Source organism: Nocardia sp. NBC_01503, from assembly GCF_036327755.1.
GTDB lineage: Bacteria > Actinomycetota > Actinomycetes > Mycobacteriales > Mycobacteriaceae > Nocardia.
Genome location: NZ_CP109596.1, coordinates 4,117,353 through 4,131,969 on the forward strand (window position 1 = coordinate 4,117,353; position 14,617 = coordinate 4,131,969).

Below are 14,617 nucleotides of genomic sequence, written 5' to 3' on the forward strand. Positions count from 1 at the left end.
ATGCCGGGATGACGAAGGAGGGTGAACATGCCGGGATGACGAAGGAGGTGTCAGCGGGGGAGCGGGATGAACTCCACCCGGTCGTCGTCGGCGGCGTCGGCGGGGACTATGACCAGGCCGTCGCGGTCCAGCAGACCCGCGAGGTGAGCGGTGCGGATACCCGGGTCGCCGATCCATCCGCCGCCGGGGTTGGTGCGCGCGGGGACGATTCGCGGTGCGGGCCCGGAGATTTGGGCGGCATTGGCCAGCGGGCCCGTGATCGTGCGCGCGGGAGCGGCGCCGGTCAGCCCCTCGATGACCGCGTGCACCAGCGCCAGCAGGGTTGCCACGGCGGCGTAGGGATTACCGGGCAGGCCGAGCACCATTGGGCCCGAGGCCAATTGCGCCGCCACCGTAGAGCCGCCGGGGCGCAGGCGCAGGCGGCGGAGCAGTACCCGGGCCTGTGCGCGATCCAGGGCGGCGCGCAGCTGATCGGCGGCGCCGCCGCCGGTGGCGCCGACGATGACCAGCAGATCGCAGTCCGCGGCGGCGTCGAAGACCTCGTCGAAGGCATTCGCGGTGTCCCGTAGGTGGACTCGGTCCACGGTGGCGATGCCGTACCAGGCGAGCAGATCGGGCAGGATCGGCCCGAGCGAATCGCGGGTCTGTCCGGAGTGCAGCGGGCCTTCGCTGCGAATCTCGTCCCCGGTCATGACGATTCGCGCCCGCACCGGTCCGCGCACCGCCAGCATGGTCACCTCGGCGCTGGCCGCCACCGAGCTGAGCGCGGTCCCCACCGGGGTACCGGCGGGCGCGAGTTCGGCGCCCGGCTGCCAGTCCTCGCCGCGCCGCCGCACGTCATCGCGAATCGGGCTGTCGGGCAGGCGATGTAGCAGGTCGTCGGGATCGACGCGTACGAATTCATCGCGAACCACCGTGTCGGTGCCGTCCGGTACATGCGCCCCGGTGGCGATCCGCACCGCTTCACCGGGCAGCAGCCCCACCGGCCGCTGTCCCCCCGCGAAGCCGATATCGCGGCGCAGCTGCCACGGTCCGTCCCCGCTCACCGCATAGCCGTCCATGGCACTCACATCGAAGCGCGGCAGCGCCTCGACCGCGCACAGTGGTTCGGCCAGGGCCGCACCGCGTGCCGCGCGTACACCCACGCGCCGCACGGGTAGTCGGGAGATGTTCCGGCGCAATTCATCCCGGGCCTCGTCCAGGGCCATAGGCGTAGCAGTCCGCCCCGCCCCGGTGCGCGCCTCCCGCACATCATCCGGGGTATCGCAGTCCTGTACGCCGTCGAGTGTCACCATGGCGGTGTCGATCGGCACCAATGCCTTCATCGGCCGATTGACGAATGAGTCGAGTCGATCCAGCGCCGTCTCCAGCGCCGCGCGCCGCCACACCCCGACCAGATACTGCGGCCGCCCCGAACCGTCCGCCGCGAATACCGCGTCACTCCCGGATTCCCTTGCGTGCGCGAGTAGTTCGTGCACCGCCGCGGATGTGAGAAATGGCATGTCCGCGGCGAGCACCACAATATGCCCGGCCGGGAATTCGCAACTCGCGAGCATCGTCATCGCGGCGGCTATCGCGGCCACCGGACCGCCCCCGGCCGGTACCTCTTGTGCCTGAAGGATTTCCGGCGACAACTCCGGCCGATGCGGTCCGACGACCACGATCCGGGTGCAGTCGGAGACCGCGGAAAGGGCCGCATCCAGCATCGATCGGCCGCCGACCACAATGGCGGGCTTATCCACCCCACCCATTCGGCTGGCCCGTCCACCCGCGAGCACTATCGCGTCGACGGTGCTCACGAGGCGTACCCGGGCAGGACGGTGATCATGGTTGAAGATCGTAGTGGCTACCCGGCGGGTGACCCTGGAAGTGGTGTCTCGGCAGGCGATTCCAAGGCTTGCTAAGCAATTGCTCATCCCGCTCGAGTTGCGCGGTGTGTCCCGACACATAGTAGAAATGAGCATGTTTTGAACTTCGGAACAATCGCATATGGCAGTATCCGGAGCCAGGGCTGCGGGGGGTCGAGGGAGATTCGCCACAGTTCACAGCAGGCGTTACAGCGGGTCCCGCTGTTCGGAACCAGTGGGTACCGGATCGATGAAGGTTGGTTTGCTGAATGTTTGTGGGAGAGGGAACGGCGTGGTGTTGGGCGTGAAACCGAATAGAGACTTCGAAGAGCTGAAACCGCCGACATTCGGCCTCCTGCTGCGTAAGCTGCGCGACACCCGGGGCGTATCGCGTGAAAGACTCGCCTTCAACGCGGGCGTGAGCGCCAGCTACATCAGCCATTTGGAGAAGGGCGACCGCGGCCATCCGACCCGCGAGGTGGTGGACGCACTGGTCCGATATTTGGACCGAATAGACCCGCTCTCGGTGGTGGAACGCCGGCATCTGCTGGACCTCGCCGGGCTCGGTGTCAGCGAATTTCCCTCCATCGAGCAACTCCAGGCCGAAATCACCGATGACATGCGCCGCGCGCTCGATCTGCACGAGCCGAATCTGGCCGCGTATGTGGACACCCGCTGGAATGTGCTGGCCTGCAACGCGAGTTACGCACAGGCATTTCCGGGGCTGGAGCAGGATGTGAATATCCTGCGCTGGTTTCTCGGCAACGACCTGGCTCGTGAAGTCATGGTGGAGTGGGAGGCGGAGGTCCGGCTCACCGTGCACTGGCTGCGCGGTCTCATTGCCAGCTCCGGCGATACCGCCTGGTCGGCGGATTTCCTGGCTGAGCTGGGGAGTTTCGGACTCTTCCGGGAAATGTGGGATGAGGGAATTGCCGCGTACGGGCGGCCGAGTTCGATCATGCATCTCAAGGACAATCTCACCGGACGCTGCCGTGCCATCGATGTGCAACTCTTCAGCGTCTTCTCCGCGGCCTATCCCACCCAGATCCAGATCTTCCTCGGTATTCCCACCTGGTGCGCGGATTCCGGCGTTCGGATCGGTACCGATCACCTACGCGCGGATGGGCGGGACGAATAGCGGCCGCGACCCGTCGGCCGCGCCCATTCGTACAGATCCGTCACTTCAACCACGCAATCACCGTGCGATATGAATCTCGGCCGCCGTGCGCTCCGGCCACGCGCGCGCCAGCGCCTGCGTGAGCGGATTCGCGGGTCGTGCGGACGCCCGGCGCACCAGGCGAATCAGCAAGGGCCCCAACACCTCCGGATGGGTCCAGGCCGCACCCTGCCCCGCGCCCGGAATGGTCACCACGCCATCGGCATTGACCAGCCCCGCCGCCATGGCGGCGTTCTTCCGCGCGGTACTGGTGCCGTCCTGACTGCCCCGGATGACCAGCGTGGGCGCACCGATCTCACAGAGTCGATGCAGGAGCGAACGCCGCTCCGCCAGACAGCGCGCCGCGGGTAGGACGGCCTGTCGATCGCCGGTGTACCAGCGGCTGGTCCAGGCCCGCCACAGGCGCGGATCATTGCCGCCGATCAGCAGCGGGGCCAACTCCGCGACCAGCGGAGCCATCGGTTCCGCACTGGCCCAGCGCTCGAAAAAGCTGTGGTAGAAGTCGACTTCGTGCTCCGTGCAGGCACCGGCGTCGGTATCGATCAGCGCCAATCCGCGCACGCGTTCGGGTGCGAGCAACGCCAGGCGCAGCGCGGTATACCCGCCCTGGCCCATTCCGCCGATTACCGCTTTCTCGATCCCCAATTCATCCATGACCGACAAGGTGTCGGCCGCCATATCCCAGTAGGTGAATGGTTCGCCATCAGGTGACTGTGTGCGTCCATGGCAACGCGCGTCGATTGTTACGAGATTGATTCCGGCAGCTGCCAGAGGTTCGCGCATCGGTTCGAACATGGTTTCGTCCATCAGAAATCCATGGGTGAGAACGAGAGTCGGTCCGGGTATGTCGCTGGTCACGAAATGAACCATGGCGGCACCTGATCGCACATAAGGCATGGTCAGACCGTAAAGGGCGGAACACGCCCAACCCTAATGTTTGCCCGCGTGGTGCCAGGCACCCTTCGGTGCTGTTCCCGACGGGTACCCACACTGGTCAGTGTCAGTACTGCTAGGGGTTTGCCCCAAAAGCCGTCAAAACTGGACAACAAGACCTTTCGGCCTTTTAAATCAGCCGTGACGCTTTTGGGACAAGCGTCAATTCGAAAGGGAGGAAATAATGTTCGACGCCACCACTGCCGCCCGCCGCGACTTCCGTCTGGATGCCGGAGCCGCGTTGCGAGATTCACTCGAGGGATTGCTGCTGCACGACGGCGTCGGTCTGGACGCACGAATGCGTCATGCCATTGCCGCGGTCGTTCATCTCGCGGTCGATGCGCCACTGGGAACGCCCGAGGACGCCGAGGAATTTCTCGGCCGTCTCGATTCCTCCTGGCTCTTCGCCGCCTGGCACGATTCCGACACCGAATTGTCACTGCTCAACACGCTTTCGCTCGGTGAGGTGCCCGCGCTTTCCTGGTGCGAACTCATGTTCACCACCGCGCTCGCGCCCTGGTCCACCGCGCCCGCCGCGGTACACGCCCGCCGAGTTTTCAACTGCGGCGAACAGGCCCGGCTCGCCGCCGTCGCCGGTGACTAGGTGCGCCCTCGGGCAGCACCCGCGTAATTCTCTGTCAACACGTATGAAGAGGTGAACGACGTGAAAATGCTTTTCACCAATTTCGATGCGATGTTCGAAACCATCGCTCGCAAGGACGAATTCGAGCCGGAATCCTGGCATCAGCAGGCGCTGTGCACGCAGACCGATCCGGAGGCGTTCTTCCCCGACAAGGGTGGCTCGACCCGCGAGGCGAAGCGCATCTGCGGCTCCTGTGAGGTGAAGCGCCAATGCCTGGACTACGCGCTCAGCCACGATCAGCGATTCGGTATCTGGGGTGGACTCTCACCGCGCGAACGGCGGCGCTACGAACGCGGTGCGGCTTAACCGGAAGCCGCTCGTAGCAAGCAGAATTCATTGGTTTCCGGATCGGCCAGCACCAGCGCCGGTGCATTGGCCGGAGGCGTATCCGGATTCATCGGAACAGCGCCCGCGGCACGCAGGCGCGCGGCTTCCTCTGCGGGGTCATCGGTGGGGAAAGCGATGAGATCCAGATGTAGCCGACTGCATTCGCCCTGCGCCTCGGGCGTACGTAGGAACTCCAGCCACGGACCCTGACCCGTGGCCGACCGAATACCGGCATAGCGAGCGCTGTCATGGGTGACGGGCCAGCCCGCGGCCGTGGACCAGAACTCGGCCAGGCGTAGCGGATTCTCGGTATCGACCACGATCGCCGCCACCGCGCCGGTATCGACATAGTGTTCGCGCGGTTCCAGCACGCAGAACTCATTACCCTCCGGATCGGCCAGCACCGCCCACGGCACCGCGCCCTGCCCGATATCCAGGCGGCGCGCACCCAGGGACAGTGCCCGATCCACTTGCACGCGTTGATGATCCAGCGAACGGCTGGACAGATCCAGATGAATGCGATTCTTCGCCGATTTGGATCGGCGGGCGGGCAGGAAGGTGAGCGCCACATCCAACCCGTCCGGGTCGGAGGCGGCCACATCGACCTCGCCCGGCCGGTCCACCAGCACCTCCCAGCCCAGCAATTCGGCCCAGAAGCGGGCTACGCTCCTGGGCTCGACCGCATCGAACACCACGCATGCCAGACGGGTGGACATGCCATCCACGGTAACCGTCGCGCCGGGGGGCGCGTATCAGGTTTGGCGGAACCGAATTCGGGTCTTGCGGCCGGTCGGCAGCTCAGTCCGGCGAGTCGAAGTGGTGCCGGGCGCGTCGCAGATCCACCCGGTCATCCAGCACCGGACAGCCCTCGGCCGCCAGCTGTCGTAGTTGCCGATGCGCCAGATGCGGTGCGGGCGTGCCATTCGCGCGCAGCACCCGATGCCACGGCAGATCCGCCGAATCGGTGCGCATGATCCAACCGACCGTGCGGGGTGTGGACAGACCCGCCGCGGCCGCGATATCGCCGTAGGTGGCCACCCGGCCGGGTGGAATGGCCGCCACCAACTCGCGGACGCGTTCGATATCGGCATCGGTGGTGGCCATGACCCTCCTTCAGAGCAGTTCGCGGACGAGCGCCGCGGATTCGGCCGGAAGTGACTGCGCCACCATGTGATCGCAGTCGAACTCGCGCATGGTCAGATTGTCGCCCAGGCGCTCGGCGAGCGCGGTGCGGAATGCCGGCGTCACGAATGGCGGATCGACCTTCGCGGCCCGCACCAGAATCGTCGGCAGGTGCGCGGGCGGCAGTACGAAATCTCGGGCCAGCTGACCCCAGTACGCGATGATCGCGGGCAGGCTCATGCGCCAGCCGACCCGGCCGTCCGCCGTCGGCACCAGATGTTCGGCCAATTCGGCCTCCAGGATCACCGGATCCACCTCGGCCCACGCGGTCTCCAGCTTGTCGAAGCGGGCATCGTCCACATTCGCGTAATCCGGATGCTCCAGCATCGAATCGGCGATACGCAGCATGAACTCCGGATCCAGGCCGATCGCCGGATCCAGCAGCACCAGACCGCGCACCAGCTCCGGATGCGACCGCGCCAGCCATACGCCCACCGCCGCGCCGAACGAATGCCCGAGCACCACCACCGGTTCGCTCGTCTCCCGTCGCAGCAGCGTCACCAGGTCCGACACGATCGTTTCGAAATCCCACGGCGGCACGCCGGGCGACCTCCCATGTCCGCGCAGATCCGGCGCAATAATCCGCAGATCGGGCAGCTGCTCCCGCGCGAGCGCCTCCCAGCGCCTGCCGTGCCCGGTCAGACCGTGGAGCGCCAGCACAACCGGACCGGTCGAAGGACCGAAATAATGCGTATGAAGATCGGACACCCCGCCCATTCTGCTGCCTCGCGCTATGACCGGCGGCACCGCCGACGGATGGCAAACCGAAGATGTCGGGGCGGTCTGTTGAAATAGCCGACGTGATGCGATCGGATAGCTCGGTGCAATTGGTGCGCCGGGCCGAGGCAGTCTCCCACCCCCGGGAGTGGGATGCCGCCGTCCGACCGCTGTTCGAGGACGGCGGCATCGACCCCGGTTGGACGCCCTGGCAGGTGCTGGGCGGGCCGGGCACCGGTAAGACCGCGCTGCTGGTGGATATCGCCGCCGAACGCATTCTGGCCGGGGCCGATCCGGAATCGGTCCTGGTGCTCACGTACACCAAACGGGCGGCCACCGCGGTGCGCAATGCCATTACCGCCCGAATTGTCGAGGCCGATCCATTGCTGGGCGGTGTACCAGGGGCCACACGCGGCCCATTGGTACGCACCCTGCACTCCTATGCCTTCGGACTTCTGCGCACCGTCTCGGCCGCGCACGGTAATCCGCCGCCGCGCCTGCTCACCGGGTCCGAACAGGACATCGTCATTCGGGAAATGTTGCGCGGGGAGCTCTCCGAGGATGCCCCGGAATGGCCCGAAAGGCTGCATCCGGCCCTGCCCACCGGAGGATTCGCCGAACAGTTGCGGGACCTCATGCTGCGCGCCACCGAACGCGGACTCGGGCCCGAGGATCTCATTACCCTCGGCCACACGCATCGGCATCCCGAATGGGTCGCCGCCGGGCGATTCCACGAACGCTATGAACAGATCATGCTGCTGCGCTGGTCGGTCGGTATGGACGTGCCCGAGGCCAGTGCGCCCGCCCTGGACGCCGCCGAATTGGTGGGCGCGGCGCTGGATGCGCTGCTGATCGACCCGGAGCTGCTCGCCGCCGAACGCACCCGGTTGCACACCATCCTGGTGGACGACGCCCAGCACCTGGATCCCCTTGCCGCCCAACTTATTCGAGAGCTCGGCAGCGGCACGGCAACCACCGTGCTGGCGGCCGATCCGGACCAGGCCATCTTCACCTTCCGCGGTGCGGACGCCCGCTTCGCCGCCGATCCGGAGACCTCCGCCGACCGCCGAATCATCTTGCGCCCCAACCACAGATCCGGCACGGCATTGCAAGAGGTCGCCGCCCGGATCACCGCGCGGCTCCCCGGTACCGGCCGCCACCGCACCCCGCCGGCGAGCCTGCTCCGCTCGCCCGACGGCACCCACTTCCTTCGTGAAATCGCGCCGGAGAGCGGCGAAGGCGCCGTGGATGGGCGTGAGAATTCCCGGGAGAGTGCGCCATTCGAGGGTGAGGTGCGGGTGCAGGTGCTCACCACCCCGGCGAAGGAGGCGGCGCTGATCGCCGATCACCTGCGGCGGGCGCATCTCACCCATGGCGTGCCGTGGTCGCGGATGGCGGTCATTGTTCGTTCTGTCCCATTATCTTTGGCTCCGTTGCGGCGTGCGCTGCTGGCGGCGGGTGTACCGGTGCGGCAGCCGCCCGCCGATGTGCCGCTGGCGCGGCGGCGAGGTGCGGCCTGGGCCATGTTGGCGCTGCGGGCCGTCACCGCGGGTGATCCGACGCGGGTTCGGCATCCGCGCCCGATCGCCTTCACGGCCGACGACGCGCTCGATCTGCTCGCCGGTCCGCTCGGCGGGGCGGACCAGATCAGCCTGCGCCGGCTGCGCCGCGGTATTCGGCGCACCGTACTCGAGCTCGGATATCCGGAACGTACGCGCGAGGCGGAGGAGGCCGAGCTCGCCGAACCTGTTGGCCGCGAGGGGAATACGACGGTCGGCTCCGTTGGGTCCGCGGCGGCGTCCGGTGCGGCCCCGGCATCCGGTGCGGCGGCGGACCGCGCCGATGACCCCGACGCGGCGGATCGATACGCGGACCTGGACCGGTCGTCGGCGGAGATTCTGCGGGATCTGTTGGTGGGGGCCGGGAATCAGGTCATTCTGGCGAAACTGACGCCGGTGGAGGCCGCGCCTTTGCATCGGGTGTTGAAGGCGCTGGGGCGGGCGCGGAAGATACGGCGCGATGGGGGCGGCCTCGAAGATGTGCTGTGGGGGTTGTGGACCGGGTCCACCCTGGAACGGCGCTGGGTCGGACAGTCCGAGCGCGGGGGAGCGGTCGGTATGCAGGCCGATCGGGATCTCGACGCGGTGGTCGGATTGTTCGAGGCCGCCGCGGCGTACGTGGATCGGCTGCCGCGCGCCACCATCGAGGGCTTCGTGGAATACCTGGAGCAGCAGGAGATTCCGCAGGACAATGCCCCGCACACCGATCCGGGCGAGGCCGTCACCATCTGCAGTGCGCACTCCGCCGCCGGACGCGAATGGGACACCGTCGCCGTCGCCGCTGTGCAGGAGGGAATCTGGCCCAATCTGCGACCGCGCGGCACCCTGCTCGGTGTCGAAGACATGGTGGATGTGCTTGCCGGAGTGCGGGATTCGGGTGAACGGGTGAGCCGCGCCGCGCCGCTGCTCGCGGAGGAGCGCCGCCTGCTGCTGGTGGCGTGCAGCCGCGCCCGGCGGTCGCTGCTGGTGACCGCCGTCGAATCCGTCACCGGCGACCAGGATCTGGTGCCGTCCCGCTTCCTGGCCGAACTCGACGCGGATGGGGAGGACGGTCAGCCCGGTCGTATCCCGCCCGCCGTCGACCCAGGCCGGGCCCTGGCCATGCACACCCTCATCGCCGAATTGCGCGGTGCCGCATGCGATCCCGAGACCACGCCGGAGCGCCGCAGCCGAGCCGCCCGGCAGCTCGCCAAACTCGCTCGCGCCGGAGTCCGGGGCGCGCACCCCGATGACTGGTACGGCACCGCCGAACTCTCCTCGGACAGCCCGCTCTGGGACAGCGAGGACGGATCGGTCGCGCTCTCGCCCTCCACCGTCGAGCAGCTCAAGACCTGCCCGCTGCGCTGGGCCCTGGAGCGCCACGGCGGCAGTGACGGCGAGAACCCGCACGCGCTCAAGGGAAATCTGGTGCACACCCTGGTGCAGGCGCTCGCCGGTCAGGTCACCGAGGATCAGGTCAAGACCGCTCTGGTCAAGGCGTGGAAGAAGATCGACCCCACCGCCCGCGACGGCGAGAACTGGTACTCCCGAGCCGAACTGCGCCGCACCGAAACCATGGTCGACACCTTCCTGGCGTGGCTGCGCAATACCCGCGACGAACTCACCAATATCGGTGTCGAGGTCCCGATCGACTGCGTCCTGCCCTCGCGCACGCCCGGTGAACTCCCGGTGCGGATCAGCGGCCGAATGGATCGACTGGAGCGAGATGCCCAGGGCCGCTTCGTCATTGTCGATGTGAAGACCGGTAAGACGCCCATCACCAAGCAGGCCGCGCAGGAGCACGCGCAGCTCGCCACGTATCAGGTCGCGGCCGCGGCGGGCGCGCTCGGCGAAGGTGAACCCGGTGGTGCGCGCCTGGTGTACGTGGCCAAACCCAGTGCCCGCGACGGTGCGGCGACCGAACGCATGCAGCCCGCCCTCGACGACGGCGGCGTCGAGGAGTGGCGCGGTGTCATTCACGACGCGGCCGCCGCCTCCACCGGGCCCAGCTATCTGGCCATGCGCAATGACGGCTGCCGGCACTGCAAGGTCGCGGGCAGCTGCCCGGTACAGGACACCGGCCGCCAGGTAACCGACGAGTGAGGATCACTCCCCGGCAACTCGCCGACGCCCTCGGCCTGCCGCCGCCCACCGACGAACAGGCCGCGGTCATCGCCGCCCCACCCGGGCCGACCCTGGTGGTGGCGGGTGCGGGCGCGGGCAAGACCGAGACCATGGCAGCCCGCGTGGTGTGGATGGTCGCGAACGGGCTGGTCGAACCGGAGCAGGTACTCGGCCTCACTTTCACCCGAAAAGCCGCCCAGCAGTTGACAACTCGAATCCGCACCCGGCTGGCGCGGCTCGCGGGCGCACCGCTGCTGCGCGATATCGACCCCACCGGGCGACTGCGCGCCCTGCTCACCGGCTCCGAACCCGAGATCAGCACCTATCACTCGTATGCGGGCCGCCTGCTCACCGAATACGGTCTACTGCTGCCCGTCGAACCCACCGCCACCCTGCTCACCCAAACGCAGCTCTGGCAGCTCGCCTACCGCGTCGTCTCCACCTGGGACGGCGATCTCGACACCGACCGCAGCCCCGTCTCGGTCACCGAGGCCGTCCTGGCGCTCTCCGGTCAGCTCGCCGAACATCTGGTGGAGCCGCGCCAATTGGCCGCGGCCCACCGGGAATTGGACCAGCTCATCCACACCCTCCCGGCCGGTCCGCGCCAGAAGGGCGGCCCCAAGAAAGCCCTGCTGGACCTCCTGGAAACCCAGCACGAACGCGTCTCCCTGCTCCCGCTGGTGGAGCGCCTCGCCGACGAACTCCGCCGCCGCGGCGCCCTCGACTTCGGCGCCCAAATGTCCCTCGCCGCAAAGCTCGCCGCCCTGCACCCCGAGGTCAGCACCGCGGAACGCACCCGTTTCCGCCTCGTCCTCCTCGACGAATACCAGGACACCGGCCACTCCCAGCGCATCCTGCTCTCCGCCCTCTTCGGCGGCGTGCACACATCTCCGCCCAAGGGCGCTCCCGGCTCGGTGGACGTCTCTCGCTCGCCCATGCAGACGGACGCCTCCAGCCATCCCGGGCCCGCGGATGCGTCTTGCTCTCCGGAGTCGGTGGACCCCTCTCGTCTCGCGGCGGACGATCTCTCTAGTTCCGGGGCGGACGATCTCTCTCGTCTCGGGGCGGACGACCCCTCTCGTCATCCCGGCGCGTCTTTGGCCGGGATCCGCACGGATGCAGTGGATCCCGGCCAAAAGCATGCCGGGATGACGGGGGGAGGTTCCGAATCGGGGGGTGGGTTCGGCCACTCGGTTGGCGTGTCGGCGCAGCCGCCGGATGTGTCGGCGCAACCGCTCGCCGTGACGGCGGTGGGGGATCCCATGCAATCGATTTATGGGTGGCGGGGGGCGTCGGCGGCGAATCTGCCGCGGTTCGCGACCGACTTTCCCAGTGCGCCGGGGGTTCCCGCGCCGGTGCTGCCGCTGCTGACCAGTTGGCGGAATCCGCCCGAGGCGTTGGATCTGGCGAATCTGGTGGCGGATCCGCTGCGAGTCAAGGCTGCCGAGGGTGGGGGCGTGACGGTGGACGCGCTACGGCCGCGGCCGGGGGCGGAACCGGGGTTGGTGGCCTTGGCGCTGGCGGAAACCGTTGCGGAGGAACGCGAGTGGGTGGCCGAGCGGATCAAGGCGGAGTGGGAGGCGGCCGCCGATGCGGGGCAGGAGCCGCCCACTTCGGCGGTGCTGGTGCGGCGCAATGCCGATGCCGCACCGCTGGCCGAAGCGCTCCGCGCGCAGGGGCTACCGGTGGAGATCGTCGGGCTCGGCGGACTGCTGCATACGCCAGAGGTCGCGGATATCGTTGCCACACTTCGGCTTATCGCCGATCCGTCGGCGGGTAGCGCGGCGGTGCGCATTCTGACCGGTGCGCGCTGGCGTATCGGCGTGGCGGATATCGCCGCGCTCTCGCGGCGGGCGCGGGAGTTGTCGATTCGGCGGCCAGGTGGTCAATCCGCGGAGATCGCCGATGCGGCCGGGCTGGACTCCGCCCTGCGGGAGGTTGCGCCCGAACCCGCCGAACGGGCCGGACTCGGTGATGCCATCGCCGATCCGGGTGAAGCGGAACAGTATTCGGCGCAGGGATTCGCGCGCATTGTGGCACTCGGGCGCGAGCTGGGCGCATTGCGTGAGCGCGGCGGGCAACCCCTGCCCGAGCTGGTCGCCGATGTGGAGCGGACCATCGGCGTCGGCGTGGAGACGCAGGCGCGCAAAGCGGTGGCCGCCGCCGGGCGCGAACATCTCGACGCCTTCGCCGAGGTGGTCGCAGGATACTCCGCCGACCATCGCTCCTCGCTGGCCGGTCTGCTCGACTTCCTCTCCGCGGCAGAGGAAGTCGAGAACGGCCTGGAACCCGGAGAGGTCGAGGTGGCGCACGATCGGGTGCAGGTGCTCACCGTGCACGCGGCCAAGGGGCTGGAATGGGAGGTGGTGGCCGTCCCGCACGTGGTCGACGGCACCTTCCCCTCCGGTACCGGCACCACCACCTGGATGGGCGCCCTCGCCGAACTCCCCACCCACCTGCGTGGTGATCGGCAGCAGGAGGACGCGGGCGATGGCGTACCCGTGCTGGACCTGTCCGACCTCTACGACCGCGCGGATCTGGAGCGCGCCCTCGAATCGCATAAGAAGGCCCTCGCGCGCCGCCGCCTCGACGAGGACCGCCGTCTCTTCTACGTCGCGCTCACCCGCACCGAACGCGCTCTGTTCGTCTCCGCCCATCACTGGGCCGAGACCGGCTCGAAACCCAAGGGCCCCAGTGACTTTCTGCTCGAACTCAAAGAGGCCAGCGACGTTCCCGACTCCCCTCTCAACCGTGGTGTGCGCATCGACCGCTGGGACGATCCGCCGCTGCCCGATACGGTAAACCCCTTCACCGACAATCCGCCCACGGCCTACTGGCCCCGCGACCCACTCGGCTCCCGCCGCGAATTCGTGGAAGAGGGTGCGGCACTGGTCAAGTCGGCCCTGACCACCCTCGAGATCGAATCCCGGCCCAAACAATTCGAATTCGACCTCGGGCTGACCGAGGACCCGTTCCTCGCCGATGAAACAGGCAGCGACACAGTCGATTCGGAGATGCTCGACGACCAGGACTCGGACCCCGAAGGCTGGGCCGCCGACGTCGACGCCCTCATCGCCGAACACCTCGCCGCCGAACAAGCCGTGCGCGAGGTCGAACTCCCCGGCCAGCTCGCCGCCACCGCCCTGGTCGACCTGCGCGCCGATCCGGCGAAACTCGCTGCCCGCCTGCGCCGTCCACTCCCGTACCCGCCCAGCCCGTTCACCCGGCGCGGCACCGCCTTCCACGCCTGGCTGCAACGCTGGTTCGGCGGCGCCCGCCTGCTCGCCTTCGACGAACTCCCCGGCGCGGCCGATATCTCGGACACCGACGCCGAACTGGTCCGGCTCCAGGAAGCCTTCCTGGCCTCGCAGTGGGCCGACCGCAACCCGGTCGAGGTCGAGGTCTCCTTCGAAACCTCCATAGCGGGCACCGTGATTCGCGGCCGGATGGACGCCGTCTTCCGCGAACCCGACGGCTCCTGGGTGGTCGTGGACTGGAAGACCGGCGGGGAACCCAAACCGGCCGAGGAGGATTCGGTCGCCATTCAGCTCGCCGTCTACCGTCTGGCCTGGGCCCGCCTCGAGGCCGCCCGCTCCGGCATCCCCGAAGCCGAGATCCTCGCCCGCACCCACGCCGCCTTCCACTATGTCCGCACCGTCCGCACCATCGCCCCCGACCACCTCGCGGGCCCCGAGGAACTCGCCGCCCTCATCACCACCGCCGCCCCGCTCCGCACGATCGCCACCCCCGAATCCGATGATGCGACCGAACCTTTCGCCGAAGAGCCCGGCCGCGTGACCTCGGGGCCCGGCGGCACAACCGCGCGGGTACCAGATGGCGGGGGCCGCCGGACCGGGCCCACCGCGTCTGCCGGTGCGGATCCGTCGCAATCAACCGAGGCCCCGGCCACCGCCGGCCGCCGCGCGTCTCAGCCGGAACCGCGCCCTCCCATCGACGTCGATTCACTTCGGCTCGAGCCGGATTCACCGCGCACCGCCGGTGCCGCCGCGCCACCGGATCTGCACCCACCACCGGATTTCGAGCCCCCACCGGATCCGGAATCCTTGCCGCCGGACCTGATTGGCCAGTAGCGACGCGCCCCCGCGCCCATGCCGCAATGTGGGCGGGG

Annotated in this window: 10 protein-coding genes; 5 read left to right on the forward strand and 5 right to left on the reverse strand. The window is 68.4% G+C overall.

The features are described from left to right. Window positions 1-50 precede the first annotated feature (50 nt). Window positions 51-1,799, reverse strand: a complete 1,749-nt coding sequence (locus OHB26_RS18510; RefSeq protein ID WP_330185388.1) for an NTP transferase domain-containing protein — start codon at window positions 1,797-1,799, stop codon at window positions 51-53. Between the two features lie 352 nt (window positions 1,800-2,151). Between OHB26_RS18510 and OHB26_RS18515 the strand changes: the two genes are divergently transcribed. Then, a complete protein-coding gene (locus OHB26_RS18515; RefSeq protein ID WP_330185389.1) occupies window positions 2,152-2,985 on the forward strand; it encodes a helix-turn-helix transcriptional regulator in 834 nt (277 codons plus the stop codon). Between the two features lie 57 nt (window positions 2,986-3,042). Here OHB26_RS18515 and OHB26_RS18520 read toward each other — a convergent pair whose 3' ends face one another. After that, on the reverse strand, window positions 3,043-3,882 hold the full coding sequence (locus tag OHB26_RS18520; RefSeq protein ID WP_330185390.1) for an alpha/beta fold hydrolase: 840 nt from the start codon (window positions 3,880-3,882) through the stop codon (window positions 3,043-3,045). Between the two features lie 259 nt (window positions 3,883-4,141). Between OHB26_RS18520 and OHB26_RS18525 the strand changes: the two genes are divergently transcribed. After that, complete coding sequence (locus OHB26_RS18525; protein WP_330185391.1) at window positions 4,142-4,561, forward strand: hypothetical protein; 420 nt, start codon at window positions 4,142-4,144, stop codon at window positions 4,559-4,561. 66 nt (window positions 4,562-4,627) lie between these two features. Next, on the forward strand, window positions 4,628-4,906 hold the full coding sequence (locus OHB26_RS18530) for a WhiB family transcriptional regulator (protein ID WP_442943027.1): 279 nt from the start codon (window positions 4,628-4,630) through the stop codon (window positions 4,904-4,906). On the opposite strand, the gene OHB26_RS18535 is transcribed toward OHB26_RS18530, so the two are convergent. The 3 genes from OHB26_RS18535 to OHB26_RS18545 form a co-directional block, all read right to left on the reverse strand. Then, window positions 4,903-5,643 carry a VOC family protein gene (locus OHB26_RS18535; RefSeq protein ID WP_330185392.1) on the reverse strand — a complete coding sequence of 247 codons (741 nt, stop codon included), beginning with the start codon at window positions 5,641-5,643 and terminating at the stop codon, window positions 4,903-4,905. The genes OHB26_RS18530 and OHB26_RS18535 overlap by 4 nt on opposite strands. Before the next feature lie 82 nt (window positions 5,644-5,725). After that, window positions 5,726-6,031 carry an MGMT family protein gene (locus OHB26_RS18540; protein ID WP_330185393.1) on the reverse strand — a complete coding sequence of 102 codons (306 nt, stop codon included), beginning with the start codon at window positions 6,029-6,031 and terminating at the stop codon, window positions 5,726-5,728. A 9-nt stretch (window positions 6,032-6,040) separates the two neighbouring features. Beyond that, window positions 6,041-6,826, reverse strand: coding sequence for an alpha/beta fold hydrolase (locus OHB26_RS18545; protein ID WP_330185394.1), 786 nt, complete (start codon window positions 6,824-6,826; stop codon window positions 6,041-6,043). Window positions 6,827-6,912: 86 nt separating this feature from the next. Here OHB26_RS18545 and OHB26_RS18550 point away from each other — a divergent pair, with 86 nt between their 5' ends. Together OHB26_RS18550 and OHB26_RS18555 are read left to right on the forward strand one after the other, a co-directional pair. Continuing rightward, window positions 6,913-10,467 (forward strand): ATP-dependent helicase, encoded by a 3,555-nt coding sequence (locus OHB26_RS18550; protein WP_442943028.1) that lies wholly within the window; start codon window positions 6,913-6,915, stop codon window positions 10,465-10,467. After that, on the forward strand, window positions 10,464-14,579 hold the full coding sequence (locus OHB26_RS18555) for an ATP-dependent helicase (RefSeq protein WP_330185396.1): 4,116 nt from the start codon (window positions 10,464-10,466) through the stop codon (window positions 14,577-14,579). The genes OHB26_RS18550 and OHB26_RS18555 overlap by 4 nt, the downstream gene beginning before the upstream one ends. Window positions 14,580-14,617: the final 38 nt, after the last annotated feature.

Coding starts and splice junctions, on each gene's coding strand:
- OHB26_RS18525 (WP_330185391.1), top strand. CDS start 4,142: ATGTTCGACGCCACCACTGCCGCCCGCCGCGACTTCCGTCTGGATGCC.
- OHB26_RS18530 (WP_442943027.1), top strand. CDS start 4,628: ATGCTTTTCACCAATTTCGATGCGATGTTCGAAACCATCGCTCGCAAG.
- OHB26_RS18535 (WP_330185392.1), bottom strand. CDS start 5,643: ATGTCCACCCGTCTGGCATGCGTGGTGTTCGATGCGGTCGAGCCCAGG.
- OHB26_RS18540 (WP_330185393.1), bottom strand. CDS start 6,031: ATGGCCACCACCGATGCCGATATCGAACGCGTCCGCGAGTTGGTGGCG.
- OHB26_RS18545 (WP_330185394.1), bottom strand. CDS start 6,826: ATGGGCGGGGTGTCCGATCTTCATACGCATTATTTCGGTCCTTCGACC.
- OHB26_RS18550 (WP_442943028.1), top strand. CDS start 6,913: ATGCGATCGGATAGCTCGGTGCAATTGGTGCGCCGGGCCGAGGCAGTC.